The organism is Dietzia papillomatosis NBRC 105045, assembly GCF_001570845.1.
In the GTDB taxonomy this organism is placed as follows: Bacteria; Actinomycetota; Actinomycetes; order Mycobacteriales; family Mycobacteriaceae; genus Dietzia; species Dietzia cinnamea.
This window is the reverse complement of sequence record NZ_BCSL01000011.1, coordinates 49,158-74,304: the sequence shown is the minus strand read 5'-3', so window position 1 is coordinate 74,304 and position 25,147 is coordinate 49,158. Positions and strand designations below refer to the sequence as shown.

Genomic DNA, 25,147 nt, shown 5'->3' with positions numbered 1-25,147 from the left:
TCGCGCCGGCCCCTACAGCGCCGAGTACCGCACCGCGGTCACCACGAACACGACCAGCGCGATCGAGCCCAGCACCACGCCCCACAGCCCACGCCGCGGGTTGGTGTCCTCGTTGGTCAGCCACCCGGTCGGCCAGCGCGCGAGCAGGCCGAACGCCACGGCCATGAGCCCGGCGAGGAACGCGATGATGTTGAGCAGCGGCACCCAGGACAGGACCAGCGAGCCGACCCCCAGGAGGAGCGCCCGGGTGCCCAGATCCATGTCGCCGGGCGAGCGCTTGCCGCCGGACGAGCGCTTGCGCGGCGAGGCGGCGTCGGAGCGGGGGCGCAGCGGCATGCGGCCAGCCTAGTCGCGCGAGCGACCGCGCTCGTCGTCGAGACTAGCGACCCGCCGGGTTCCCGCGGTCTGCCGGTACGAGGATTCGACGAGCTCGGCGACCTCGTCCCAGTCGGGCCCGGGGCCGCCGCCGTCCGCTCCATCGTCCAGAGGCAGCGCCAGCCACCCGGCCGGCCCGTAGTACGCCGGGACGTGGACCCGCTCGTCCTGCTCCAGCGCCGCGCGCTCCCCCGGATCCGGCAGGAACAGCAGCGCCCGGGACAGGAGCGGGTCCGCGTGGTCGCCCTTGACCGAGCCGCCATACACCGCGAACACCTTGGTCGTGTATCAGTTGGGGCGTCCGTGCGAGATCTTCTCGGCGGCGTCGGGCAGCGCGAGGCACACCTGCCGCAGCCGCGCCAGCAGCGGGTCCGCGGCGTCGAACATGATCGGGTGGCCCACACCGCCGAGGATACGACCGCCGGCGGCCCGGGCCGGGGCGAACGGCGCACAGACCCCGCCGGGCCGGCCGCGCCCGACCCGCGCTCGGCCTCCGAACTGACTCAGCCCATGAACTGTCCCGAGACGAACCCCGCGAGCAGCACTGCGAACCCGCCGATCTCTCCGAGGATGAGCGCCCCCATTCCGAGGTGCAGCGCGGCCGAGGGCCGCTCGAACTGGTTGGTCGTGTCCTTCAGCGCGCCGTGGAGGATGTAGCTGCCGATCGCCACGAGGAAGAAGAACACCAGCACGCCGGCGGCGGTGAGGTTGACCCAGGTCGGCCAGCCGCTCAGTTCGACGAACACGGCGATGAGCAGAGTCGCGAACGAGTACAGCAACGACGCCCGGTGCGCGATGTCCACGTACGGGTGTGCGACGTGGCCGGGGCTCGTGGCCATCTGGCGGTACTTCCACACGCCGAGGAACAGCGCCAGCAGAAAGACGAGGCCCGCCGCGAGGAGGGTGAGCAGGGTGTCGATGCCGAGTTCCATGGGTCCTTCCGAAGAGCACTTGACAATGCGCGGGGATTTGTATGATGACGACCATAGGGCAGGTCGCTGACCTGCGCGCTCGTTCGCGGTCGGTCCGCGTTCACGCTCGATCCATGTTCGTGCTCACTACAGGAGGTCCGATGTCGGGTCAGGTGGTCCGCGCCGCGGCCGTGCAGCTGGAGGGCGTGCCGGGTCGCGTCGACCTCACGCTCGGCCGGCTGGAAACGATGATCGTCGAGGCCGCCGAGCGGGGCGCGCGCCTCATCGCGGTGCCCGAGTTCTGTACATCGCCGCTGCCGATGCGGGCGGAGGTCCACGACGCGGTCCTGCCGCGCGAGAACGTGGCGGTGGACATGTTCCGTCGCCTCGCCGCGCGCTACCACCTCACCGTCGGTGGGTCGATGGTGGTGGCCGACGACGACGAGGTCTACAACCGCTACCACCTGGTCGAACCCGACGGGACCGTGCACACGCACGACAAGGACCTGCCGACGATGTGGGAGAACTGCTTCTACACCGGCGGCGACTTCTACCGCGACGGCAGTGACGACGGCGCGTTCGAGACAGCACTGGGCGGCGTGGGGGTGGCGAGCTGTTGGGAACTCATCCGCACCGGAACCGTGAGCAGACTCCGGGGACGCGTCGGTGTCGCCGTCACCGGCACGCACTGGTGGACGGTTCCGCGGAACTGGGGCAGGCTCACCGACCGCGCACTGGGCCCGCTCGCGGAGTACAACCGCCGCCTCTCGGAAGGCGCACCGACGGAGTTCGCCCGCCGCCTCGGCGCACCGGTCCTACAGGCCTCGCACTGCGGGTCGTTCCGCACCGATTTCCTCCTCGCTCCCGGGACGACCGTGTCCGTGCCGTACGAGACGGAGTACGTCGGCGCCACGCAGATCGTCGACGCCTCCGGCACGGTGCTCGCCTCCCGGCGGGCCGACGAGGGCCCCGACATCGTCTACGCGGACGTCACTCTCGGGACCCGAGAGCCCGTCCTGCCGCTCGAGGAGCGGTTCTGGATCCCCGAGTTACCACTTCTCCTGCGCGGTTACTGGCACCAGCAGAACGTCGTGGGCCGGAGCTACTACCGGCGTCGCGGCCGCGCGGCGGGCCTGCAGGCGGCGGGGTTGCGGGCAGCGGAGCCGCGGGAGACGGCGGGGTAGCGCCGGACGGCCGACGGGCGGGCCACGCGACGCGCTCTACAGGTGCACGTCGTTGTAGGCCCGCTCGTCCTCGATCGGCTCGAGGTGGGTGGTGATGTGCGAGTTGGGCAGGGCGGCGTGGATCTCCTGCTCCACGGTCTCCACCAGGTCGTGCCCGCGCTCGACGGTCCACCGGCCCGGCACGAGCGCGTGGAACTCGACGAAGCGCCATTTGCCCGACTCGCGGGTCCGCAGCTCGTGGAAGTCGACGCGGCCGGGCTCGCGGTGCCGCTCGAGCACCTCCTCGATCAGCCGGTTGTCCTCGTCGGGCAGGGTCGCGTCCATCAGGCCCATGCCCGACTCGTGCACCAACCGGTAGCCGATGAACAGGATGTTCAGACCCACGCCGATCGCCACGATCGGGTCGAGCACCTGCCAGCCGGTCGCCCACGCGAGCCCGAGACCCAGAACCACGCCGACGGAGGTGATGACGTCGGTGAGCAGGTGCTTGCCGTCCGCCCGCAGAGTCGGTGACCGGTGGCGGGTGCCCGCCCGCACGAGCGCCAGACCGACGACCCCGTTGAGCGCTGCGGCGACCACCGAGATCGCCAGGCCGACGCCGAGCGCCTCCAGCGGGGTCGGATTGATCAGCCGCTCCACACTCACGACCAGGATGAACGCCGCGGCCACGAAGATCATCGCGCCCTCGACACCCGCCGAGAAGTACTCCGCCTTGGAGTGCCCGTACTGGTGGTCGTCGTCGGCCGGCCGCTCCGACACGCTGATCGCGCCGAGCGCGATCACCGCCGCCACCAGGTTGACCACGGACTCGGCGGCATCGGACAGCAGGCCCACCGAGCCGGTGACCCACCACGCCCCGACCTTGAGCGCGATGGTGACGATCGCGGTGGCCACCGAGAGCCAGGCGAACTTCTTCAGAGTCGACACGTTCCCAGAGCGTAGTCGCGTGCCGAGAGTCCACCTGCCGACCGCCCGTTGTCGGTAGGGTCGGTGTCATGCACGTGGGATTCGCCTGGCTGGGGGCAGCGGTTCTTCTCGCCGCCGGAGAGGCGGCGGGCGGAGAGCTGTTCATGCTCATGCTCGCCGGAGGCGCCCTCGGCGGTTCGGCCGCCGCCTTCCTCGGCGCACCGGTGTGGGGTCAGGCGCTGGCGTTCGCGCTCGTCTCGCTCATCCTCGTCGTCGGTGTCCGCCCGCTCGTCCGTCGGCGCCTGCTCAGCACGCTGCCCGAGCACGACACCAACACGGCCGCCCTCACCGGTCGCGGCGGCACGGTCGTCGAGGCGATCGGGCCGTCCGACGGCCTGGTCGAGATCGCCGGGGACACCTGGACGGCGCGACCGCTGATCGAGGGCGAGACGTTCGAGGCCGGAGACAAGGTCCTGGTGCACCAGATCGAGGGGGCCACGGCGATCGTCGTGCGCGGCCTATGAGTTCGAGGCCTCCCAGCAGCAGCCGATACGCACGACTCAACCGGAGGTACCCATGGGTGGCTTGATCTTTCTCGCCGTCATCGTCGTCCTGATCGTCTCGGTGGTGGTGAGCTCGGTCAAGCTCATCCCCCAGGCCGAAGCCGCGGTCATCGAGCGGCTCGGCCGCTACCAGCGCACCGTGAGTGGTCAGCTCACGCTCATCATCCCGTTCATCGACCGCGTGCGCGCCAAGGTCGACCTGCGTGAGCGGGTCGTGACGTTCCCGCCGCAGTCGATGATCACCGAGGACAACCTCACGCTGAGCATCGACACCGTCGTCTACTTCCAGGTCACCGACCCCAAGTCGGCGGTCTACGAGATCAACAACTACATCATCGCCGTCGAGCAGCTCGCGACCACCACCCTGCGCAACGTGGTGGGCGGCCTGACGCTGGAGCAGACGCTCACCAGCCGCGACATGATCAACAAGCAGCTCCGCGGCGTGCTGGACTCGGAGACCGGCCGGTGGGGACTGCGCGTCGCCCGGGTCGAGTTGCGCTCGATCGATCCGCCGCCCTCCATCCAGGACTCGATGGAGAAGCAGATGCGCGCGGACCGCGAGAAGCGCGCCACCATCCTCACCGCCGAGGGGCAGCGCGAGGCCGCCATCACCACCGCGCAGGGCGCCAAGCAGGCCGCGATCCTCGACGCGGAGGGCAACAAGCAGGCGGCCATCCTCGCGGCCGAGGCGGACCGGCAGTCGCGCATGCTGCGCGCGCAGGGTGAGCGGGCCGCCCGCTACCTGGTGGCCGAGGGGCAGGCCGCCGCGATCGCGCGGGTCAACGCCGCCGTCAAGGCCTCCAAGCCGACGCCGGAGATGCTGGCCTACCAGTACGTGCAGAACCTGCCCGAGATGGCCAAGGGCGACGCGGCCACCATGTGGATGATCCCGTCTCAGTTCGGCGACTCCCTGGAGACCTTCGCCAAGGCCGTCGCCAAGAAGGACGACGACGGGGTCTTCCGCTACGAGCCGTCGGACGTCGACACCGACGCGGATCTGCCCTCGGCCCCCGACGAGTGGTTCGACACCCGGACCGATCCGGAGATCGCCCGCTCCGTGGCCGCCGCGGAGGCCGCCGCCAAGGGCGCCACCTCCGTGATGGACGAGGAGCCGCGACGGGACAAGCCCAGGCCCGGCGTGTTCGACATGGTGCCGGAGTCCGAGGGCGGCGCCGCCCCCGACGCCCCGTCGAGCCGGGAGACCCAGGCGATCGACGGCCCGCGGGGCGCCGCGCCCGGTCAGCCCGGCTTCGACCAGAGCGGGCAGGGCGCCCAGGGCTACGACCCGGCCTATCAGCCGGATCCCGACCAGCGGTGGGGCCAGGGCCAGCAGGGCGGCTATCCCGTCGACGGCGGCGATCAGCCTCCGCGATAGCACAACCCCGGCGGGCCCCCGACACCCCGTTACGGGCAGCCGCCGCGGCCTCACGTCCTAACATGAGGGCGTGACTCGTGACAGTGGCCGCGGTGGTGTCCGGACGCCGGAGGCGGAACCGGACGCCGAGGACGTCCGTCTGATCGAGACGGCGTCCGCGGTGTTCGCCGAACGCGGGATCAAAGGGACCAGCACCGACGACATCGCGCGGGCCGCCGGCGTCACGCGGGTGACGCTCTACCGTCGGCTGGGGCCACGGGACGACATCCTGCGGGCGATCTACGCGCACGAGGCGCAGCGGCTCATGATGACCGTCAACGCGCGGTACACGCCGTTCGAATCCCTCGAATGGGACCCGGTCCGGCACGTCGAGGACCTGCTCGTGGGCACCGTCTTCGACATCCGCCAGAACGAGTTGCTGCGTCGGATGATCGAGAGCGACAAGGTCGAGGCCATGGCGATGCTCGCCGGTCAGTCGGATTCGGTGCTCGAGACGATCATCGAGATGCTCGCGCAGTTCGTGCGCAGCACGTGGAACGCCGACGTCCACACGCGCCACATGGAGCCCGACGAGGCCGAGCAGCTCTCGCTCGAGGTCGCCTCCGTGGTCGGCCGCTTCCTGCACTCGCTCGTGGTGATGCCGGACGGCCCGCCCGTCGTGGACTCCGAGGAGCAGATCCGGGCGCTGGCGCGCCGGGTGCTCGTGCCCATGATCCTGCAGCGCTGACGCTACAGCGCGGTCGGCACCTCGCTACAGCGCGGCCGGGACCTCCTCCGCGCCCAGTTCGTGCGCGAACGCCGCGCGCAGCGTGCGATGCCGGAAGTGGTGACCGGCGTCCGTGAGCGTCCGCGGCAGGATCCGCTGATCGGCCAGGGCCAGTTCGTCGGCCCCGCGCTCACCGAGCAGGACGGCCGGCGCCCACCCCGGGACGGGGACGAGAGTGGGGCGGCGCAGGACCGAACCCAGGACGCGGGTGAACTCGGCGTTCGTCACCGGCTCGGGGGCCGTGCCGTTGACCGCCCCCGACATCGTGGGGTCGACGATCGCGCGCAGGTAGATGTCGGTGAGGTCGTCCAACGAGATCCACGACATCCACTGTCGGCCGGAGCCGATACGGCCACCGAGCCCCGCGCGCGTCAGGGCCGCCAGCGGAGGCAGCATCCCGCCGGCCCCGGACAGGGCGATGCCGGTGCGGACGGAGACGACCCGGGCACCGGCCTCGCGGGCGGGGTCGCAGTCGCGTTCCCAGTCGACCACGATGTCGGCGACCGGCCCGGTCCCCGGCGCGGAGTCCTCGGTCAGCTGCTCGTCACCGCGGTCGGGGCCGTAGTAGCCGATGGCCGAGGCACAGACCATGGCGGTGGCCCCGTTGCGGGCGGCGACGAGCTCGGCGAGGCGACGCGTGGGGCCGACGCGGCTGTCGCGGACCCGTGCGACGTGACGATCGGTGAACCGGCCCGCGATGGGTGCGCCCGCCAGGTGGACCAGCACGTCCACGCCGTCGAGCAGATCCGGGGCGGGGGCCTCCGGATCCCAGCTCCGCTCCGACCCGCCACCGCGTCCGTCCCGGGCGACGCCGCCCTCGTCGTCGTTGTCGTCGTCGTTGTCGCCGTCGTTCTCGCCGACCGGTCCGCGCACCAGGCGGATGACGCGGTGGCCGGCCACGCCGAGCAGGGCCGTCAGGGCCGTGCCCACCAGTCCGGAGGCACCGGTCACGGCGACCGTCACCGGCGCGCCGCGGTGGCGGTCGATCGCGGCCAGGTCGGCGGCCATCTGCCGGTACCGGTAGGCGAACACGGGGGCGAGGGCCCCGCCGGGGACGCGGGCCTCGACCCGGTCGCCGAGGAGCGCTTCACCGTCCGGAGCGGCGGTGACGGTGTGCGTGTGGACCCAGCCGGTCGCGGCGGCGTAGGGCTGCGACACGCAGCGGTCGACGAAGCGCTCCCCCTCCACGTAGCCGGCGGGATCGTGCCGGGCGTGCCACCGGGGACCGAAGCGCCTGCCCAGCGGGCCGGGCAGGGCCGTGCGCGGCTCGAGCACCGCGAGGCCGTCCCGCAGGGACGCCGCCTCCCGGACCGGACGCAGCGGCATGAACGGCGGGGACAGTCGGCGGAACGCACCCGGGGAGGCGAAGTAGCGCCACGCCTCCCCGGGCGTCGCGGCGACCGTGCAGGTCAGGTCGATGCTCATCGGTCACTCATCCGTGTCGATGTGGGTCGTCTGCGTCAGGGCAGGAGGCACAGCGGGGAGGCGTCGCCCCGCCCACCGGCCATCGGGACGGTGAGGAACGCGCAGGACCACCAGCCGCGGTCCTCGATGACGTCGCGCACCGTGGCCCACTGCCCGGCGTCGAGCGCGGGCTCGCGGCTGAGGACGAAGCCCGACGAGCGGGTGGGATCGCCGACGATCGCCAGCGAGTAGTCGTCGGCGAGGTAGGTGATCCGGTAGTTGACGGGTCCGGCCTCGTCCTGGAACGGGACCATCGGGAAGTTCACCCGCAGGGAGGCGTTCGTGTCCGTGTCGCGGACCTTCGCCTCGCCCTCGATCACCGAGTCCGAGCTGATCGCCGAGCCGCAGCTGTTGCGGACCGAGACCGTGCCGGGCGCGGTGACCGCGTACTCGGCGCGGGTGTCGTTGGTGCACTGCAGGGTGTACGGCTGCGGGATCGCGGCGACCTGGAACCACTCCCCCGCGTAGCGCTCGAGGTCGACCGACTCGACCTGCGAGAGCTCGGGGCCGCCGAGGGATCCGAGGGCCACGCCGTCGGGCAGCAGCTGCGAGGACCCGCCGCCGAGGCGGCCGCCGTCGGTGAGGTCCTGCGCGCCCGCCGCCGGGGCGGCGCCGAGGCCCGCCGCGAGCAGCGGGGCCACGGCCAGCGCGGTCACGAGCCCGCGGAGGCGGGAGCCGGGGCGGCGGGTGCGGTCGTGTGTGCGGTCGGCGGGGGCGTGGGTGCGGGCGGTGATGCTCATGCGCGGATCTCCTCTGTGCGGCGGGGGGTGTCGGAGTCGGTGCGGCCGGCGCCGGTGGCGCGCCGGTGCCCGCGGCGCGGATCGCCCGGCCACCAGACCTTGTCCCCGACGAGGGTGAACAGGGCCGGGACGACCAGGGTGCGCACGATGAAGGTGTCGAGCAGCACGCCGAGGGCGACGATCACGCCGACCTGGGTGAGCACGATGAGCGGCAGGACGCCGAGCACCACGAACACCGAGGCGAGCACGATGCCGGCAGAAGTGATGACCCCGCCGGTGAGGGCGACGGCGCGGACCATCGCCTCGCGGGTGGCGTGGGTGCCGGCCTCCTCGCGGGCCCGGATGGTGAGGAAGATCGAGTAGTCCACGCCGAGGGCCACGAGGAACAGGAAGCTGTACAGCGGCACCGCGACGTCGAGGCCTGGGAAGCCCAGGATCTGGGTGGTGACGAACGTGCCGAGCCCGAGCGCGGCGACGGACGACAGCGCCGTCGCGGTGAGGACCAGCAGCGGCGCGACGAGCGACCGCAGAACCAGGATGAGGACGACGAACACCACGAGCAGGATGAGCGGCGCGATGAGCGTCAGGTCCCGGATGTTGCCCTCGGAGGTGTCGACGGCCTCCGCCACGGACCCGCCGACGAGCGCCTCGGAGCCGGGCACGGTGTCGACCGCCTCGCGCAGCGCGACCACGCTGTCCTCGGACCGGTCGGTGGCGGGGGCGGCGTCGAGCACGACGGTGACGCGGCTCCACCCGGTTCCCGATGCTCCTGCGGGGCGGGCGGACACGACGCCCTCGACGCCCTGCGCGGCCTCCGCGACCCCGGCCTCGGTCCCGGTGCGGGTGAGGACGGTGACCGGGTCCGTGACGCCGGCCGGGAAGTGCTCGGCCGCGGTCTCCAGACCGGCGGCGGACTCGGACGCGGTGCGGAACTGCTCGGTCTGGCTCAGGCCGACGCGGGTGCCGACCAGGCCCAGCGCGAGGACCGCCAGCAGCAGAACGCAGGACACCAGCACCGTGACCGGGCGCTTCACGACGCGTGCGGCGATGCGGCCCCAGACCCCGGGGGGCACCTCCTCGTCGAAGCCCTCGGGCGTGGCGGGCTCCGAACCCGCCTCGTGGCGACCGTGGTGCCGGCCCGGGCGCGGGATGAACGGCCAGAACAGGCCGCGGCCGCACACCGAGAGGGCGGCGGGCAGCGCGACGAGCGCGTAGACCAGCGCGACGAGAAGGCCGACCGCCGCGGCCAGGCCAAGCGAGCGGTAGTTGGGCAGGGTCGCCAGCAGCAGGGTGAGCAGCGCGAGGACGACCGTGATGTTGCTGGCGAGGACGGCCGGGACCGCGCCGCGGTAGGCGTCGCGGAGTGCGGTGCGGCGGTCCCGGGTCCTGCGCAGTTCCTCGCGGTAGCGGGAGACCAGCAGCAGGGCGTAATTGGTGCCCGCGCCGAAGACGAGGACGGAGACGATGCCGGAGGTCGAGGCGTCGACGGTGACGCCCGCGGCCTCGCCGACCGACGAGACGAGCAGAGCCGCGACCCGGTCGGCGACGCCGATGATGAGCAGCGGCACCAGCCACAGGACCGGCGAGCGGTAGGTGATGATGAGCAGCACCGCGACGACCAGAGCGGTGGCGGCCAGCAGCCGGAAGTCGGCGCCCTCGAACGCGGCGGCCGTGTCCGCGGCGAACGCGGGTCCGCCGGTGAGCTGCGCGCTCAGCCCGTCGTCGAGCCCCGCGACGACGACGGAGCGCATCTCCGCGACGAGCTCACGCCCCTCGCCGCCGGAGATGAGCGACGCGTCGACGGGCACGAGCACCAGAGCAGCGGCCCCGTCGTCCGACGGGATCGGACCCTGCGGCGGGGTCCCCACGACCTCGGACATGCGCTCACCGGCGCCGACCGCGGCGGCGATGCCCTGCGGGCCGAGCTCCGCGCCGTCCTCGCGGGTCACCACGAGGACCGCGGGCACCGAGCCGGAGTCGGGGAACTCCCGCTGGATCACGGAGACGAGCGCGGCCTCGGAGTCGTCGGGCAGGGTCCGCGGCGCCTCGGACGAGCTCTCCGACGAGGCGAACGCGAACACCGCCCCGCTCACCAGCAGAACCGCCACCAGCGTCACCCAGGCGGAGACCCGGCCGGTGACGACGCCCACCCACCCTCCCGCCGACCCTGACTTCTCCGCGGCAGAGCGCCCCGCTCGCATCGATTCCCCTGTCTTCACACGCCGTATTCGGAGAGGAACGCCTCGAGGATGGCGGTGATCTCGTCGGGGCGTTCCAGGGTGGGCGAATGCCCGGCCCCGGGTATCTCGCGGTACCGCGAGTCCGCGATCAGCTCGACCAGCCGGCGGGACTTCTCCGGCGGCGTGGCCGCGTCCTCGGCGCCCACCACGACCAGCGTGGGCGCGATGATCCGGATCGCCTCGTCCTCGCACGGGTCCCGATCGGCGACCGACTCGATCGCCTTGACGAGTCCGGCCCGGTCGGTGCGCTCGAGCATCGCCATCCACTCGTCGATCCAGGGGGCGTCGAGGTTGCCCTCGGCGAGCATGATCGGCGCGACCCGCGACCGGACGGGACGGATGCCGGCGACGCGGTACACCGCCGACAGGGTCCGGTACTTGCGGCGGTTGGCCGGTTCCTCGGCGGTGGCGGCGGTGTCCATGAGGGTGAGGGTGTGCACGGTCTCAGGATTGCGGGCGGCCAGCCGGATGCCCACGAAGCCGCCCATGGACAGCCCCACGAAGTTGACCACCGGGATCCGCAGGTGCCGCAGCAGTTCGGCGACATCCACCGTGAGGGTGTCCATGTCGTACCCGCCGAGGGCACGCGGCGAGTTGCCCTGGCCGCGGAAGTCGATCGTCACGCAGCGGTAGCGGTCCCGCAGGCGGGCGATCTGGGGGTGGAACATCCAGCCGGAGAACAGCAGACCGTGGGCGAACAGCACCACGGGGGCGTCCTCACGACCGGCGGGCGCGCCGGTGTCGGTGTAGGCGATCGTCGTGTGACCGCGTCGGAACGTGGGCATCGGGCGTCTCTCCTGAGGTCGTGTCCCGCCGCCCGCTCACCGGAGGGTGATCAGGCGCCGCGGGTCATCCGGTCCGGCCGCCCGTTCGAGGTGCTGGTGCTCGTTGACCGCGATGCAGGTCATCCCGCCCCGACCCACCACGACACGGGCCGTGCCGGTGTTCACCGTCACACGCTGCAGGCGGGTCCACAACCCGACGACACCCTCCGGGTCGGCCAGCAGCGTCGCCACCGCCAGCGAGATGGTGCCGGCCGAGGACACGACGAAGGTCGTCCTGCCGCTGCCGGACCGGGCGGCGGCGTCGGCGAGGGCGGCCTCGGCGTCGGCGCGGTACCGGGCGAACGCCTCGAGCCCCGACCAGTGGCCCAGCGCCGCGTCGAGCTCGCGCTGGAAGGCCTGCTTGGCCTCGTCGGAGGAGCCCGCCGAGTCGAGGGTGCCGTGCTCGGCGGACAGGCCGGCCACGCGCGCGGCCTCGAGGACGGCGTCGGCGTCGTACTCCGCCCACCGCTCGTCGACCTCGACGGGGCAGTCCACGTCGCCGTGCGCGCGCAGGCCCTCGAGCAGGCCCTCGGCGGTCTCGCGCTGGCGCCGCATGCCGCCGTGGATGATGACGTCGGGCCGCAGACCGCGGGCGGCCATGTCCTCACCGGCCAGGCGCGCCTGCAGGTGTCCGGTCTCGGACAGCCGGTCGTAGTCACCGCTGCCGAACGAGGCCTGACCGTGGCGGACGAGGTGGATGGCGCCCATCAGCGCTCACCCCCCGCGCCGCGGACCAGACCGCCGATGACGGGGAGCCCGCCGAGGACGCCGGTGACCTTGCCGCGGGCGTCGTGGACGCCGCCGGCGAGCAGCGGTAGCGCCACGCGGGGCACGCCGAGCAGTTCCGGGATCACGTCCTTCGGGGAGATCCGCGTGGGTGACAGGCGCCCGTCGCCGGTGCGGATGAGGCGCAGGCAGCGCTGCTCGAGGAACGCCACCCCGGGGCGGAACGCGCGGAAGGCCGGGTTGGTGGTCTGCCCGTGGTAGTAGCGGTGGTTGATCTGCTGGGCGATCACCGCGAGCCGGAACAGGCCGAACACCTCGTAGAAGCGCCACTGCTCGTCGGTGATGTCCAGGCCGGCGCGGCGCGCGTACCGCTCGACGACCTGCCGTCGGGTGAGCATCCCCGGCGCGTTCGTGGGCTGGCGACGGAAGGCCTTGAACAGCGGGCCGTCGTCGTCCTGGACCCAGTAGGCCAGCGCGCCGCCCAGGTCCATGAGCGGGTCGCCGACTGTGGCCATCTCCCAGTCCAGGACGCCGATCACCCGGGTGACGTCGTCGGGGTCCAGGACGAGGTTGTCGAACCGGAAGTCGTTGTGGACGAGGCAGTGGCCGACGTCCTCGGGCTGGTTCGCGTGCAGCCACTTCATCACCGGCGCGAAGTCCGGGACGTCCGGGGTGCGGGCGCGGCGGTAGCGGGCGGACCAGCCCTCAACCTGGCGGCGCACGTATCCCTCGCCGCGGTCGAGGTCCTCCAGTCCGGCGGCGGCGACGTCCACCGCGTGCAGGTCCACCAGCGCGTCCACGGCCGACTCGCTCAGGCGCCGGGTCGTGACCCGGTCGAGGCGCAGGTCGCGGGGCAGGTTCTTGCGCAGGATGGTGCCCGCCATGCGTTCCATGACGTAGAAGTCCGAGCCGATGACCGAGTGGTCGTCGCAGAACCCGACCATGCGCGTGACCAGCGGGTAGACCGGCCGCAGCGCCGACTGGACGCGGTACTCGCGCCTCATGTCGTGCGCGCCCCGGGCCTTGGTCCCCGCCGGCGGTCGCCGCAGGACCAGGTCCGCGCCGGGGTAGCGCAGCAGGTAGGTGAGGTTCGACGCGCCACCGGTGTACTGGCGGACCTCCGGGAGGACCGGCTCGTCGTCGTCGCCCAGGTCCACGCCGGCGAGCACGTCCGGGTCGTCGGGGGTGATCGACCGCAACCACGCGGCGACGGCCTCCACGTCGAAGGCGTCCTCGGCGCGCACCGCGCCGGTGCCGGGGACGCGGCGGCGCAGGGCGGCGTCGTCGTCGGGCATACCGTCCCGCGGGCTCACCGGTCGGACCCGGCGTCGGCGGTGGTCCGGGCCGCGGCGGCGTCACGGTAGGGGGCGAGCATGGCGCGGGCGACGACGGCGAGGTGGACCTCGTCCGGGCCGTCGGCCAGTCGCAGCGACCGCGCGGTGGCGTACGCCCCGGCCAGCGGGAAGTCGTCGCTCATCCCGCCGCCGCCGTGCAGCTGCAGCGACATGTCGATGACCTCCTGCGCCATCTTCGGGACCGCGGCCTTGATCGCGCTGACCTCGACCGCCGCCTGCCCCTCGGCGTCGAGCTTCCAGGCGGCGTGCTGGACGAGCAGGCGGGCCTGGTCGATCGCGATGCGGGCCCCCGCCAGGCGCTCGCGGTTGCCGCCGAGGTTGACGATCGGCTTGCCGAACGCCACCCGCTCGGAGGCGCGGCGGCACGCCAGATCCAGCGCCATCTCGGCCAGCCCGATGAGCCGCATGCAGTGGTGGATGCGGCCCGGGCCCAGGCGGCCCTGCGCGATCTCCGCGGCCCGGCCGGGGCCGGCGATGATGTTCGACACCGGCAGCCGCACACCGGTGAGCGTCACCTCGCCGTGGCCGAGCGGCTCGTCGTGGACGCCCTGCGCGGTGAGCATCCGCTCCACCGTCACGCCGGGGGCGTCCATGGGCACGAGCACCATCGAGTGCCGCAGGTAGCGGTGCGCGTCCGGGTCGGACACGCCCATGAAGATGCCCACCTCGGGATGACCGACGCCCGTGGACCACCACTTGCGACCGTCGAGCACCACCTCGTCCCCCTCTATCCGCGCGGTGGCGGCCATGTTCGAGGCGTCGGAGGAGGCCACTGCGGGCTCGGTCATGAGGAACGCGCTGCGGATCTCCCCGGCCAGAAGCGGGTCCAGCCAGCGGTCCTTCTGCTCCTGCGAACCGTACTTGAGCAGGACCTCCATGTTCCCCGTGTCCGGGGCGTTGCAGTTGAACACCAGCGGGGCCAGGAACGAGCTGCCCATCTCCTCCGCGACCGGGGCGTAGTCCGTGTTGGTCAGGCCCGTGCCGCCGCGGGTGCCGTAGCGCTCCGCGTAGGGACGCTCGTGGCCGGCCGGCAGGAAGAGGTTCCACAGCCCCTGCTCGCGCGCGAGCGCCTGCAACTCCCCGACCCGGGGGTCCACCGCCCACGGGTCCCGCCCGGACAGACGGCGCCGGGCGATGTCGGCGTGGATGTCCGGTTCGACCGGGGCGATGTGGGCGTCGATGAACTCGCGGACCGCGGCGGTGAGCTCGGCGGCGCGCGGCGACGGGGAGAAGTCCATATGTGCATCGTGGCACACCGCTCCCACCCGGGCCCGGCGCTCGAGACCACCACGTCCCCGGCTCTGGCAGGATCGCGGACGTGACCGAGCATTCGCGGACGACCCTCGCCGACCGGGCGGACCCGGTTCGTGCCTGGTCGGCGCGACGAACCTACCGCGCGGCCGACTTCCGCCCCGGCGACCTCGTCGCGGCCAAGGCGGGCCGCCGCATCTCGGTCGTGCTGCCCGCCCGCGACGAGCAGTCGACCGTCGGCGCGATCGTCGCCGCCCTGCATTCCGAGCTCGTGCGGGGCGTGCCGTTGATCGACGAGCTCGTCGTCGTCGACTCCCACTCCACCGACGCCACCGCACAGGTGGCGCGCGCCGCCGGCGCCCGCGTCGTGGCCCAGGGTGAGATCCTCCCCGCCCTGGGCGACGTGCCCGGCAAGGGCGAGGCGCTGTGGAAATCGCTCGCCGCCACCGACGGTGACATCGTCGCGTTCCTCGACTCCGACCTGCGCGACTTCGACCCCGCGTTCGCGACCGGACTGCTGGGGCCGCTGCTCACCGAACCCGGCGTCGTGTTCAGCAAGGGCGCCTACGACCGGCCCCTCGACGACGGCCGCACCGTCCTGCCCGCCGGCGGCGGCCGCGTCACCGAACTCGTCGCCCGGCCCCTCATCGCCACCCACTGGCCCGACCTCGGCGGATTCGTCCAGCCGCTCGCCGGCGAGTACGCGGGGACGCGCGAGGCGCTCGAGTCCATCCCCTTCGCCGGCGCGTACGGCGTCGACCTCGGCATTCTCGTGGACCTCTATGAGGCGTACGGCCTCGACGCACTCGCCCAGGTGGACCTGGGGCGACGGGTGCACCGCAACTCCCCCGACTCCGCGCTGGCCGTGATGGCCATGCACCAGCACCTGGCGATGCTGAGCCGACTGCGGCGACACGGACGCGTGACCGGCGCCGACGCCCCCGGCGACACCCTGACCCTGCACCGGCGCGATCCCGACGACGGGGGCTTCCGCGCCCAGACCGTCCGCGTCGACCCCGGTGAGCGGCCGCCGATGCGCGACGTGCGCGGGTCGTAGTCGCCCTCCCTCCTGTCCGCCCCACCCGACCTCTCCCGTACTCGACCTCTCCCACACTCGACCGAAAGGACCACCGCCCGTGGACGCCTCCGCATGGAACGCCCGTTACCTCGCGCAGCCCGATGCCTGGGGGACCACCCCGGCCGCCCGGATCGTCGCGGAGGTCACGGCCGCGGAGGACGCCGGCCTCGGAGTGGGCACCGCCGTCGACCTCGCGTGCGGTGACGGGCGGCACGCGCGCTGGCTCGCCGCGCACGGCTGGCGGGTGCAGGCCGTGGACTTCTCCGAGGTCGCGATCGAGCAGGCCCGGGCGAAGGACTCCGACGAGGGGCGCAGCGGCAGCGTCGACTGGGTGGTCGGCGACGCGCGGACCTGGTCACCCGCGGAGCCGGTCGACCTCGTCGTGGTGGGCTTCCTCCACCTCGACCTGCCGGAACTCGACGCCGTGCTACGCGACGCCGGCACCTGGCTGCGGCCCGGCGGGCACCTCGTCTACCTGGGCCACGCCGCCGAGAACCTCCGCCGCGGTGTCGGCGGGCCCCAGGACCCGACTCTCCTGCCCGGAGTCGCCGACCTCGCCCGCGGTGCCGAGGGCCTCGAGGTGATCTCCCTGCGACACGACCTGCGGCCGGCCGGCAAGGCCACCGCGATCGACGTCCTGCTGCACGCGCGGCGCTGGGCCGACTGACGGCGCGCGCGAGTTCGGCGTCCGCGGGGGTCGTTCGCGGCGGGGCCGTCCACGAGGGCCGTCCGCGGGGCCGTTCGCGCTGACAGCGGCGGTGAGCGGCGGTTTGTGACTGCCCCTGCGAACGCCACCTATCTGATCACGCGACACCTATCGGACCCCTTAGGCGGCGTGAAATCGGATAGGTGGCGCGACGTGAAAGGGCGGGCACTCCCGAACCCACGGCCGGAGCGCTGGTGTCGGGCTCGGTGTTCGCGGGGCTCGCGATCCGCACCTCGGGCCACGATCGGCCCCTCGAATTGCGATCGGCCCCTCGAATTACGATCCGCCCGCGGAGTTCCTAGCGCGGAGCGTACTCCGGAGGGCGAATCGTGAATCGGAGGGCAAGTCGCGAATCGGAGGGCGGATCGACGCAGCGGTGCGTACCCGGCAGCGGAACTACGCCCGCTGCGGCTCCGCCAGCGACTCCGTCCTCCCGACGGCCGTGGCCGCCGCCGCTCGCTCCGCCAGGTCGACGCGCCACCACACCACGAACCCCCAGATGACGAACGCCGCGTACACGAGGTACAACGCCGCCGACGGGTAGTAGCCGGCCTTGAGCAGCAGCGGAACGCCCACGACGTCGACCGCGATCCACAACAGCCAGAACTCCGTCCAGCCGCGGGCCATGCCGTAGGTCGCGAGGATCGAGCCGGTGAAGATCCACGCGTCCGCCCACGGGCCCCACGAGCCGAGCTGCGCGAAGATCCAGCCGAACAGCAGCGTGCCGACGAGCATCCCCACCACGAGCCCGGCCCTCTGACGGCCCGTCGCCCAGTGCGGTCGTACCGCGGGCGCGTCAGCGACGGGCCCACCGTGGGCGGCCGCCGCGGCAGCAGCGGTCGCGTTGGCCCGCCGCGTCCGCGACCACTGCCACCAGCCGTACACGCCCACCGCGAGGAACATCACCTGCCGGCCGGCCTGGCCGTAGAGGTCGACGTCCTGCGGGGTGTGGAAGACGCCGCCGAGGAAGACGGTGAGCAGGGTGAGGTTGCCGACGATCCCCACCGGCCACGCCCACACCACGCGGCGCATGCCACCGATCGCGGCGGCCAGGCCGAAGACGTTGCCGATGATCTCGCGCCACAGGATCGGGACTCCGCCGATCACCAGTTGCGCGTCGAGGAAGGAGACGAGGAGGCTCATCGTGTGCCCCTTTCACGGGCTCTACACAGACGGCCCAGGGCTTGTGCCACGACGCCCGCCCGGCCACGACCGTCGCCGGCCGGGTCCGCATCGGGTGACGCGAGGTTCTCTTCCATCCGGACTATGACCGTCGGCCCCGGGATCACACCGGGTCTGCTGACCCCCGCGCGTGCGGGGCGCTCGCGGGCTCGCCGCCGACCATGGGGTCGACGACATCACCGCCGGTAGGGAGTTTCACCCCGCCCTGAGAACGTGTTCCTGTTGTACCCCTGAACGCGGCCGCGCCGCAACCCGCGTCGGGGCCGCGCCGCGCCCCGCCCCGGGATGCACCGCAAGCCGCGGGGTCGTAGGCCGGCGTCGACCGGCTCCAGTCAGCGTCAGCCGAGGGCGAGCTGTCCGCCGGACTCGCTGACCGGCACGACGTCGAGTGGACGCGGCGCGGGGGCGAGCGTGTTGCGGCCGTCGGTGGCGTCGTACTCGGCGCCGTGGAGCGGACAGCGCAGCGTCATGCCCTCGATCACCTGCACGACACCGCCCTGGTGGGTGCAGCGCGCCGAGTAGGCGACGAACTCGCCCTCGGTGGGCTGGGCCACGATGACCGTCGAGTCGCCGGCCTTGAACTGCTTGGCCGTGCCGACGGGGATCTCGGCGGCCGGGATGGTGGTCGCGGCCACCGTGGTGGTCTGCTGCACGGTCGACGGCGGCTGGGCCGGCTCGGTCATCCCGCACGCGGAGGCGATGCCCGGCAGCAGGATGATCCCGGGCAGGGCCGCCAGCACGGCCCGGCGCTGCGTGCACGGGCCGACCGTGGTGGAGCGGGCACCGCTGGCACGGGCGGGGGAGGTACCGATCGGAGCGGGGGCGGCGGAGAAGGGCTCGGACATGCCGCCCATCGTATCGGCCCGGCCCGCGGCCACCGGCGCCGTCAACACACCTAGGCTTCCCCCATGACGGTCCGCAGACTCGCGCCCCACGCCACGACGATCTTCACCGAGGTCTCGCGCCTGGCAACGCAGTTCGACGCGATCAACCTGGGCCAGGGCTTCCCGGACACGGACGGGCCGGAGTCGATGATCGAGGCGGCGGTGCGGGCGCTTCGCGACGGCCACAACCAGTACCCTCCCGGGTCGGGGATCCCCGAGCTGCGTCACGCGATCGTCGCCGACGAGACGGCGCGCACCGGCCTGGTGCACGATCCGGACACCGAGACGTTGGTGACGGTCGGCGCGACGGAGGCCATCGCCGCCGCGGTGGTGGGCCTGGTGGAGTACGACGACGAGGTGGTCGTCATCGAGCCGTATTACGACTCCTACGTGGCCGCGGTGGCGATGGCCGGGGCCACTCGTCGCGCCGCGCGGTTGATCCGCTCGGGCGGCCATATCCGACTCGATGTGGACTCGCTGCGGGACGCGTTCTCGCCGCGGACGCGGGCCGTGCTGGTCAACACGCCGCACAATCCCACGGGCGCCGTGCTGCCGCGTGAGGACCTCGAGGAGATCGCGGCCCTGTGCCGCGAGTTCGACGCGATCGCGATCTCCGACGAGGTGTACTCCCACCTCACCTACGACGGGGTCGAACACGTCTCGATCGCCACGCTGCCCGGGATGGCGGAGCGGACGCTGCGGATCTCCAGCGCGGGGAAGCTGCTCAACTGCACGGGCTGGAAGATCGGGTGGCTCACCGGGCCGGCGCATCTCGTCGAGGGGGCGCGCACCGCGCGTCAGTACATGAGCTTCACCGTCGCCTCGCCGCTACAGCCGGCGGTCGCGCACGCGCTGCGCCACGAGCAGGAATGGATCGCGACGCTCCGGAAGGACATGCAGGACCGGCGGGACGAGCTGGCGGGGATCCTCACGGGAGTCGGGTTCGACCTCGTCGTCGCGCAGGGCACCTACTTCCTGACCGCCGACCCGGGCCCGCTCGGGGTGACCGACGCGGCGGCGTGGTGCCTCGAGCTGCCCGAGAAGGTCGGGGTGGCGGCGGTGCCGTTCGCGCCGTTCACCGACGCGTTCACCGACGACTGGTCGCACCTGGTGCGGTTCGCGTTCTGCAAGCGACCCGAGGTGCTCGCGGAGGCCGGGCGGCGGTTGCGGGCCCTGGCGCGCTGACGCCGCCCGGCGCAGCACCCGGCCGCCGCGACGCGGGCCCGGGTCAGCGGCCGGTGGTCAGGACGATCTTGCCCACCGCGCCGCGGCCGTCCATGAGCTCGAGCGCCTCGGCGGCGTTCTCGAGCGGGAACTCCGCACCGACGAGAGGGTCGAGCCGGCCCGAGGCCAGCAGCGGCTCGACCTCGGCCCACTGCTTCTGCAGGTAGCCGGGGTTGGACATCCAGTACTCGCCCCAGCCGACGCCCACCGCGCTCTTGTTACCCAGCAGCAGGCGGTTGACCTTGACCGTGGGGATCTCGCCTGCCGTGAAGCCGATGACGAGGATCCGCCCCTCCTGGCCCAGCGCGCGGATGGAGTCGGTGAACCGGTCACCGCCTACGGGGTCGACGACGATGTCGACGCCCTGACCGCCCGTGAGCTCCTTCACGGCGTCCTTGAACCCCTCCGGCGCGATGACATCGGTCGCGCCGGCCTTGCGAGCGAGCTCCCGCTTCTCCTCGGTGGAGGCCACCGCGATGACGCGGGCACCCAGGGCGGTGGCGAACTGGGTGGCGGCGATACCGATCCCGCCGCCCGCGCCGTGCACGAGCACCGTCTCGCCCGGCTGCAGCCGACCGCGGTGGGCCAGCGCGAAGTGGACGGTGAGCACGTTCATCGGGATCGACGCGCCCTGGACGAAGCTGAGGTTCTCCGGCAGGTGGAACACCTGGGACGGCTCGGTCGCCACAACCTCGGCGAAGCCACCCAGACCGGGGAACGCGCACACGCGGTCCCCCGCGGCGAATCCCGATCCCTCGGGCGCGGACCGCACCACGCCCGCGACCTCCGAGCCCGGGATGAAGGGCAGAGGCGGCGAGATCTGGTACCTGCCACGGGTCTGGAGCACCTCGGGGAACGTCACGCCGGCGGCGTGGACGTCGATCAGGACCGCGCCGGGCTCCGACTCAGGAAGATCGACCACCTCGAGGGCGGCGGGTCCGTCATGGCTGGAGATGTGGATGGCACGCATGCGATCCATAGTGTCAGCCCACCACTGCGCGCGTGCCCCGCTCGGCTCAGCCGACGCGCGCGCCGGAGGGTTCAGCCGACGCGCGCGCCGGACGTTTCAGCCGACGCCGGCGCCCTCCGCCGCACGGCGATGACGACGCCGGCGGAGCAGGTGCAGGACCAGCCCGAACGCGACCAGCACCTGGCCCACCTGGAACGCCAGCGCCATGACGATGAACTCCCGACCGAATGCGGTGGGCGAGATCAGCAGTGCCGCGCAGATCCCCAGCAGGATGACCGTCACGAGCTGGCCTCCCGCGAGGAACCGCCGCGGCATCGTGGTGAGCTGACGACGGAGGCCCATCAGCAGCGAGTTGAGCGCCACCAACAGGCACACCGGCACGCCGATCTGCGCCGGGAACAAGAACAGCACCACGAACAACGGATGGGAGTTGAGCGTGACGGTGTCTGTGATGATGTACTGCGGGACGCTCCACGACGCGGTGAGCAGTGCGCAGATCACGGTGATCCACGAACCTCCCACCAGGATCCTCATCCGGTGAGGATAACGCGGCGCTAGTCCCTCGTCAGGGCCTCGCCGATCGGGGTGTCCCCGTCGGAGAACTCGATGGTGCGGCGGACGGTGTCGGGCCGGCGCAGGACGGCGGCGACGACCTCGGCGACCGTGTCCCGACTGGTCGCCCGGTCCTCGCGCTTGTCCGCTCCCATCCCGATCGTCTCGCCACCGGGCTCGTCGGTCAGCGCGCCGGGCCCCAGAATGGTCCACTGCAGATCGGACTCGCGCAGGTGGGCGTCGGCCGCCGCCTTGGCCTCGGCGTACGGGAAGAACGCGTTGTCCTCCGGCACGCCGTGATCGGGTCCGGCGCCGTCGTAGGACACCATGACGTAGCGCTCCACGCCCTCGGCGACGCTCGCGTCCATCGAGCGGATCGCCGCGTCGCGGTCTACCGCGTAGGTGCGGTCGGGATTGCCGCCGCCCGCGCCGGCGGACCAGACGACGGAGCCGCTGCCGCGGACGACCTCGCGGAGGCCCTCGACGTCGAGCTTCTCGACGTCCGCCACCACGGGGGTGGCGCCCGCCGCCCGGATGTCGTCGGCGTGGTCCGGGTTGCGGATCACCGAGCGCACCTCCGCGCCCGCGTCCGACAGGATCCGGGCCGTGCGGAGGGCGACCTTGCCGTGGCCGCCGATGATGGTCACTGGTCGATCGATACTCATGGCCTCCGTTGTACCCGTCCGAACGCATCCCCGCCGACCGGCTTCCGCCATCGCGCGGGCCCCACGACGGTCACAACTCCACAACGAGTGGGCGGCCGGCCGTTTCGGATTCGCTCCGTGTCGGACACGGAGTGCATCATGTCGACATAAGCCGTGATTCACCGGCTGCCCCACGCTTGTCGCTTCGGAGTTGATGCATGTCCCTGTCCAGGTCTGAAACCCCCTCTCTTCCGGCGGTGACGGGCCCCCTCGCCCTGCTCGCCGGACTGCTCGCGCTGATCCTCGTCGTCGCCGGGTGCACCATCCCGGTGCCCACGGGCTCCGCCGGGGAGACGACCCCCACCGAGCCCAGTGCGCAGGCGCCCGCCCCGGCGGCACTGGAGGTCGTCCCCGCCGACGGCGCCACTGACGTCGCCGTGGTCGACGGCGTCCGGGCCACCGTCGAGAACGGCACCATCACGAACGCGGTGCTCACCAACGACGCCGGCAAGCAGATCGAGGGCGAAATCTCGCGTGACGGATCGGAGTGGGAGCCGGCCGTCACACTCGGGTTCGGGCGCACCTACACCCTGGAGATCACCTACGAGGGTGCGGTCGGCGGGACCAGGACGGACACACGGACGTTCAGCATGGCCGACCCGGCGGCCGTCGTGACCCCGACCCTGACCACGACCGGAGGCGGGACCCTGCAGTCGGACCGTGAGTACGGCGTCGGAATCGTCATCGTGGCGAAGTTCGACCAGCCCATCGCTGACCGCGAAGAAGCTGAGAAACACATGAAGGTCACCACCTCGCCCGAGGTGGAGGGCAACTGGTTCTGGGCCGACGACTCCTCGGCACACTGGCGTCCGAAGGACTACTACGAGACCGGCACCCGAGTGCGGGTCGAACTCGACACCGAGGGGCGCGACCTCGGTGGCGACCAGTGGGGCGGTGCCGGCGCGGAAGCCGACTTCACTATCGGCGACCGGCGCATCGCGATCGCCGACGACGCGACCAAGACGGTCTCCGTGTACCGCAACGGCGAACTGCTCAAGACCATGCCCACCTCCATGGGCAAGGGCGGCTGGGCCACGTACGGCGGCGTGACCATGCATTTCTGGACCCAGCCGGGGACCTACACCGTCCTGGACAAGTCCAGCTCGGTGTTGATGGACTCCACGACCTACGGCCTGCCCCTGTCCGCCGGCTACCGGGTCACCGTCGACCACGGCGTGCGCATCTCCAACGACGGGATCTACTTCCACGCCCTGGAGTCGTCGATGTGGGCCCAGGGCAACACCAACACCTCGCACGGCTGCCTCAACCTCTCCCCCGCTGACGCGAAGTGGTACTTCGACCAGGCGGTCACCGGGGACGTCGTCGAGGTCCGCGGCACCGGCGGGCCCGAGCTGGAGGTCTGGCAGAACGGCGACTGGTCCGTGCCATGGGAGGTCTGGCAGACCGGCTCGGCCGACTGAACACCGCCGTCCCGGCCGGATCCTGATACGACCGCGGCCACCGAGAATCTCCTCGGTGGCCGCGGTCGTGTCAGGGGATGAGTCAGAGGTGCGTCAGCGCACGCCCATCATGTTCTTGCGGATCCACGGCGACAGCGCGGCGATGATCCCGGCCAGGACGATCGACGCGACGCCGAGCACCAGGAAGTAGTTGCGCTCAGCCCCGGCGTCGTTCGGGTCGTAGTACCCCGCGAGCACGCCGGACAGCGCACTGCCGATGGAGACGCTGAGGAAGAACAGCGCGACCATCTGCGTCTTGAAGGCCTCCGGTGCGAGCTTGGTCGACAGCGACTGCCCGACCGGCGAGAGCAGCAGCTCGGCCATGGTGAACAGGAACAGGATACCGACGATGCCGAGCAGCGGCGTCGCGACGCTGCCGACGAAGAACAGGAACACCAGGTAGGCGATGCCCATGATGAGGTTCGCGAGCGCGAACTTGATCGGGCTCGAGGGCTGACGGCTGCCGAGCTTGACCCACAGGGTCGCGAAGACCGCGGCGAAGATGATGATGAACAGCGGGTTGATGGACTGGACCCAGCTCGCCGGCATCTCCCAGCCACCCAGGTTGCGGTCGAGACGCTGGTCCGAGTAGATCGCGATCACCGTGAACTGCTGCTGGAAGAGCGCCCAGAACGCCACCGACGCGATGAACATGGGGATGAACGAGACGACCCGGCTTCGCTCGTCGGGCTGCGTCTTGGGGCTGGTGATCAGCAGCGCGAACAGTGCGACGGCGCCCACCACGGCGATCGCGGTGACGATGTCCGCCAGGGATTCCAGCGGAATGAGGCCCAGGGCCAGCGCTGTCGCGACGAGCACCACCACGACCACGCCGATGACCAGGGCCCGGACCCGCTGCGGCCGCGGGAGCGGGTCGGGCACGACGGCCCCGACGCCCTTGAGCGTGGCGCCACGCACCGCGACGTACTGGATGAGGCCGATCGCCATTCCCGCCGCCGCGGCGCCGAATCCCCAGTGGAATCCATTGGCGTGCCACAGCACCCCGGTGATCAGCGGGCCGGTGAGGCCACCGATGTTCACCGCCATGTAGTAGATGGAGAACGCGGCGTCACGCCGGTCGTCCGTCCGCCGGTACATGTCGCCGACCACGGTCGAGGTGGTGGCCTTGAGCGTGCCGGCGCCGACGCCCACGAACACGAGGCCGATCCCCAGCCCGACGGGGCCCGGCACGAGGGCCAGGGACAGGTGGCCGAGCATGATGAGCACGGCCGCCCCGAACAGGGTCCGTTCGGCGCCGAACAGGCGATCCGAGATCCAGCCGCCGAGGATCGCGGAGGCGTAGACCAGACCGCCGTAAGCACCGACGATCGACGCCGCGATCTGTTCGGAGTACCCGAGGCCACCGTCCGCGACCGCGTAGTAGATGTAGTACGCCAGCAGGCCCTGCATGCCGTAGAAGCTGAAACGCTCCCACAGTTCGATACCCGACAGGTTCGCCAATCCGAGTGGATGGCCGAAGAACCTGCGGTCCGTATCGGCGAGAGCCACCTCGGCATTCCGAGTTGTCATGACAGACAGTGCTACTCCTGCTTTTCCTGCGGGACAAACTGTGCCGTCGATCTCGCCCCACAGGTGGGAGTCGACATTTCCCACCCGGGACAGGACAATCGGAGAAATCAACCCTCGGGCGACCGGCCCGGGGTGCAACCCGATGAGCGCAGGAGCACCTCCAGTGAGCCGAGCCGA

Annotated in this window: 25 protein-coding genes and 1 riboswitch; of the genes, 8 read left to right on the top strand and 17 right to left on the bottom strand. The window is 72.0% G+C overall.

Annotated features, from left to right (window positions below; translation table 11 throughout):
• Positions 1-12: 12 nt before the first annotated feature.
• The 3 genes from DPA01S_RS05795 to DPA01S_RS05785 all read right to left on the bottom strand — a co-directional run bounded on the left by DPA01S_RS05795 (position 13) and on the right by DPA01S_RS05785 (position 1,307).
• A complete protein-coding gene (locus tag DPA01S_RS05795; RefSeq protein ID WP_061914539.1) occupies positions 13-336 on the bottom strand; it encodes a hypothetical protein in 324 nt (107 codons plus the stop codon).
• Positions 337-345: 9 nt separating this feature from the next.
• The gene (locus tag DPA01S_RS05790) at positions 346-651 is read right to left on the bottom strand and encodes an MmcQ/YjbR family DNA-binding protein (RefSeq protein ID WP_375545264.1); all 306 of its coding nucleotides are present in this window, start codon (positions 649-651) and stop codon (positions 346-348) included.
• Positions 652-878: 227 nt separating this feature from the next.
• Positions 879-1,307 carry a hypothetical protein gene (locus DPA01S_RS05785; RefSeq protein WP_061228529.1) on the bottom strand — a complete coding sequence of 143 codons (429 nt, stop codon included), beginning with the start codon at positions 1,305-1,307 and terminating at the stop codon, positions 879-881.
• Positions 1,308-1,447: 140 nt separating this feature from the next.
• On the opposite strand from DPA01S_RS05785, the gene DPA01S_RS05780 reads away from it, so the two are divergent.
• Positions 1,448-2,470, top strand: a complete 1,023-nt coding sequence (locus DPA01S_RS05780; protein WP_232303033.1) for a carbon-nitrogen hydrolase family protein — start codon at positions 1,448-1,450, stop codon at positions 2,468-2,470.
• Between the two features lie 36 nt (positions 2,471-2,506).
• Here DPA01S_RS05780 and DPA01S_RS05775 read toward each other — a convergent pair whose 3' ends face one another.
• Positions 2,507-3,397, bottom strand: a complete 891-nt coding sequence (locus DPA01S_RS05775) for a cation diffusion facilitator family transporter (protein WP_061914536.1) — start codon at positions 3,395-3,397, stop codon at positions 2,507-2,509.
• Between the two features lie 68 nt (positions 3,398-3,465).
• Here DPA01S_RS05775 and DPA01S_RS05770 point away from each other — a divergent pair, with 68 nt between their 5' ends.
• From DPA01S_RS05770 to DPA01S_RS05760, 3 genes are all read left to right on the top strand, one after another.
• A complete protein-coding gene (locus DPA01S_RS05770) occupies positions 3,466-3,900 on the top strand; it encodes an NfeD family protein (RefSeq protein ID WP_061914533.1) in 435 nt (144 codons plus the stop codon).
• 52 nt (positions 3,901-3,952) lie between these two features.
• Positions 3,953-5,314 carry an SPFH domain-containing protein gene (locus DPA01S_RS05765; RefSeq protein WP_061914530.1) on the top strand — a complete coding sequence of 454 codons (1,362 nt, stop codon included), beginning with the start codon at positions 3,953-3,955 and terminating at the stop codon, positions 5,312-5,314.
• Positions 5,315-5,384: 70 nt separating this feature from the next.
• On the top strand, positions 5,385-6,041 hold the full coding sequence (locus tag DPA01S_RS05760; RefSeq protein ID WP_061228533.1) for a TetR/AcrR family transcriptional regulator: 657 nt from the start codon (positions 5,385-5,387) through the stop codon (positions 6,039-6,041).
• A 24-nt stretch (positions 6,042-6,065) separates the two neighbouring features.
• Here DPA01S_RS05760 and DPA01S_RS05755 read toward each other — a convergent pair whose 3' ends face one another.
• The 7 genes from DPA01S_RS05755 to DPA01S_RS05725 are packed head-to-tail and all read right to left on the bottom strand — an operon-like array spanning position 6,066 to position 14,667.
• Positions 6,066-7,505 carry a TIGR01777 family oxidoreductase gene (locus DPA01S_RS05755; RefSeq protein WP_061914526.1) on the bottom strand — a complete coding sequence of 480 codons (1,440 nt, stop codon included), beginning with the start codon at positions 7,503-7,505 and terminating at the stop codon, positions 6,066-6,068.
• A 35-nt stretch (positions 7,506-7,540) separates the two neighbouring features.
• Positions 7,541-8,284, bottom strand: a complete 744-nt coding sequence (locus DPA01S_RS05750; protein ID WP_083961699.1) for a lipocalin family protein — start codon at positions 8,282-8,284, stop codon at positions 7,541-7,543.
• Positions 8,281-10,485 carry an MMPL family transporter gene (locus DPA01S_RS05745; RefSeq protein WP_083961697.1) on the bottom strand — a complete coding sequence of 735 codons (2,205 nt, stop codon included), beginning with the start codon at positions 10,483-10,485 and terminating at the stop codon, positions 8,281-8,283. Before DPA01S_RS05745 ends, DPA01S_RS05750 begins: the two co-directional genes overlap by 4 nt.
• Positions 10,486-10,499: 14 nt before the next feature.
• Positions 10,500-11,309: an alpha/beta fold hydrolase gene (locus DPA01S_RS05740; protein WP_061914524.1), complete on the bottom strand. Its 810-nt coding sequence runs from the start codon at positions 11,307-11,309 to the stop codon at positions 10,500-10,502.
• 36 nt (positions 11,310-11,345) lie between these two features.
• Positions 11,346-12,056 carry a histidine phosphatase family protein gene (locus DPA01S_RS05735; protein ID WP_061914521.1) on the bottom strand — a complete coding sequence of 237 codons (711 nt, stop codon included), beginning with the start codon at positions 12,054-12,056 and terminating at the stop codon, positions 11,346-11,348.
• Positions 12,056-13,369 (bottom strand): phosphotransferase family protein, encoded by a 1,314-nt coding sequence (locus DPA01S_RS05730; RefSeq protein WP_061914518.1) that lies wholly within the window; start codon positions 13,367-13,369, stop codon positions 12,056-12,058. The genes DPA01S_RS05735 and DPA01S_RS05730 overlap by 1 nt, the downstream gene beginning before the upstream one ends.
• A gap of 14 nt (positions 13,370-13,383) precedes the next feature.
• Positions 13,384-14,667 (bottom strand): acyl-CoA dehydrogenase family protein, encoded by a 1,284-nt coding sequence (locus DPA01S_RS05725; RefSeq protein WP_061914514.1) that lies wholly within the window; start codon positions 14,665-14,667, stop codon positions 13,384-13,386.
• A gap of 80 nt (positions 14,668-14,747) precedes the next feature.
• On the opposite strand from DPA01S_RS05725, the gene DPA01S_RS05720 reads away from it, so the two are divergent.
• Both DPA01S_RS05720 and DPA01S_RS05715 read left to right on the top strand, forming a co-directional pair.
• Positions 14,748-15,737: a glucosyl-3-phosphoglycerate synthase gene (locus tag DPA01S_RS05720; RefSeq protein WP_061228539.1), complete on the top strand. Its 990-nt coding sequence runs from the start codon at positions 14,748-14,750 to the stop codon at positions 15,735-15,737.
• Between the two features lie 79 nt (positions 15,738-15,816).
• Entirely contained in the window at positions 15,817-16,425 is a 609-nt protein-coding gene (locus DPA01S_RS05715; RefSeq protein ID WP_061228540.1) for a class I SAM-dependent methyltransferase, read from the top strand.
• Between the two features lie 435 nt (positions 16,426-16,860).
• On the opposite strand, the gene DPA01S_RS05710 is transcribed toward DPA01S_RS05715, so the two are convergent.
• Positions 16,861-17,607 (bottom strand): nicotinamide mononucleotide transporter family protein, encoded by a 747-nt coding sequence (locus DPA01S_RS05710; RefSeq protein WP_061228541.1) that lies wholly within the window; start codon positions 17,605-17,607, stop codon positions 16,861-16,863.
• A 100-nt stretch (positions 17,608-17,707) separates the two neighbouring features.
• Positions 17,708-17,863, bottom strand: a riboswitch (FMN riboswitch).
• A 121-nt stretch (positions 17,864-17,984) separates the two neighbouring features.
• Positions 17,985-18,491, bottom strand: a complete 507-nt coding sequence (locus tag DPA01S_RS05705) for a Rieske (2Fe-2S) protein (protein WP_232303032.1) — start codon at positions 18,489-18,491, stop codon at positions 17,985-17,987.
• Between the two features lie 63 nt (positions 18,492-18,554).
• Here DPA01S_RS05705 and DPA01S_RS05700 point away from each other — a divergent pair, with 63 nt between their 5' ends.
• Positions 18,555-19,715 (top strand): pyridoxal phosphate-dependent aminotransferase, encoded by a 1,161-nt coding sequence (locus DPA01S_RS05700; RefSeq protein ID WP_061228542.1) that lies wholly within the window; start codon positions 18,555-18,557, stop codon positions 19,713-19,715.
• Between the two features lie 43 nt (positions 19,716-19,758).
• Here the strand turns inward: DPA01S_RS05700 and DPA01S_RS05695 are convergent, their stop codons facing one another.
• The 3 genes from DPA01S_RS05695 to DPA01S_RS05685 form a co-directional block, all read right to left on the bottom strand.
• Positions 19,759-20,724, bottom strand: coding sequence for an NADPH:quinone oxidoreductase family protein (locus DPA01S_RS05695; protein WP_061228580.1), 966 nt, complete (start codon positions 20,722-20,724; stop codon positions 19,759-19,761).
• 96 nt (positions 20,725-20,820) lie between these two features.
• Complete coding sequence (locus DPA01S_RS05690; protein ID WP_061228543.1) at positions 20,821-21,258, bottom strand: hypothetical protein; 438 nt, start codon at positions 21,256-21,258, stop codon at positions 20,821-20,823.
• A gap of 20 nt (positions 21,259-21,278) precedes the next feature.
• Positions 21,279-21,941 carry an SDR family oxidoreductase gene (locus tag DPA01S_RS05685; protein ID WP_082767681.1) on the bottom strand — a complete coding sequence of 221 codons (663 nt, stop codon included), beginning with the start codon at positions 21,939-21,941 and terminating at the stop codon, positions 21,279-21,281.
• Positions 21,942-22,138: 197 nt separating this feature from the next.
• On the opposite strand from DPA01S_RS05685, the gene DPA01S_RS05680 reads away from it, so the two are divergent.
• Positions 22,139-23,401 (top strand): L,D-transpeptidase, encoded by a 1,263-nt coding sequence (locus DPA01S_RS05680; RefSeq protein WP_061228545.1) that lies wholly within the window; start codon positions 22,139-22,141, stop codon positions 23,399-23,401.
• 93 nt (positions 23,402-23,494) lie between these two features.
• Here the strand turns inward: DPA01S_RS05680 and DPA01S_RS05675 are convergent, their stop codons facing one another.
• Complete coding sequence (locus tag DPA01S_RS05675) at positions 23,495-24,970, bottom strand: peptide MFS transporter (protein ID WP_061228546.1); 1,476 nt, start codon at positions 24,968-24,970, stop codon at positions 23,495-23,497.
• Positions 24,971-25,147 lie beyond the last annotated feature (177 nt).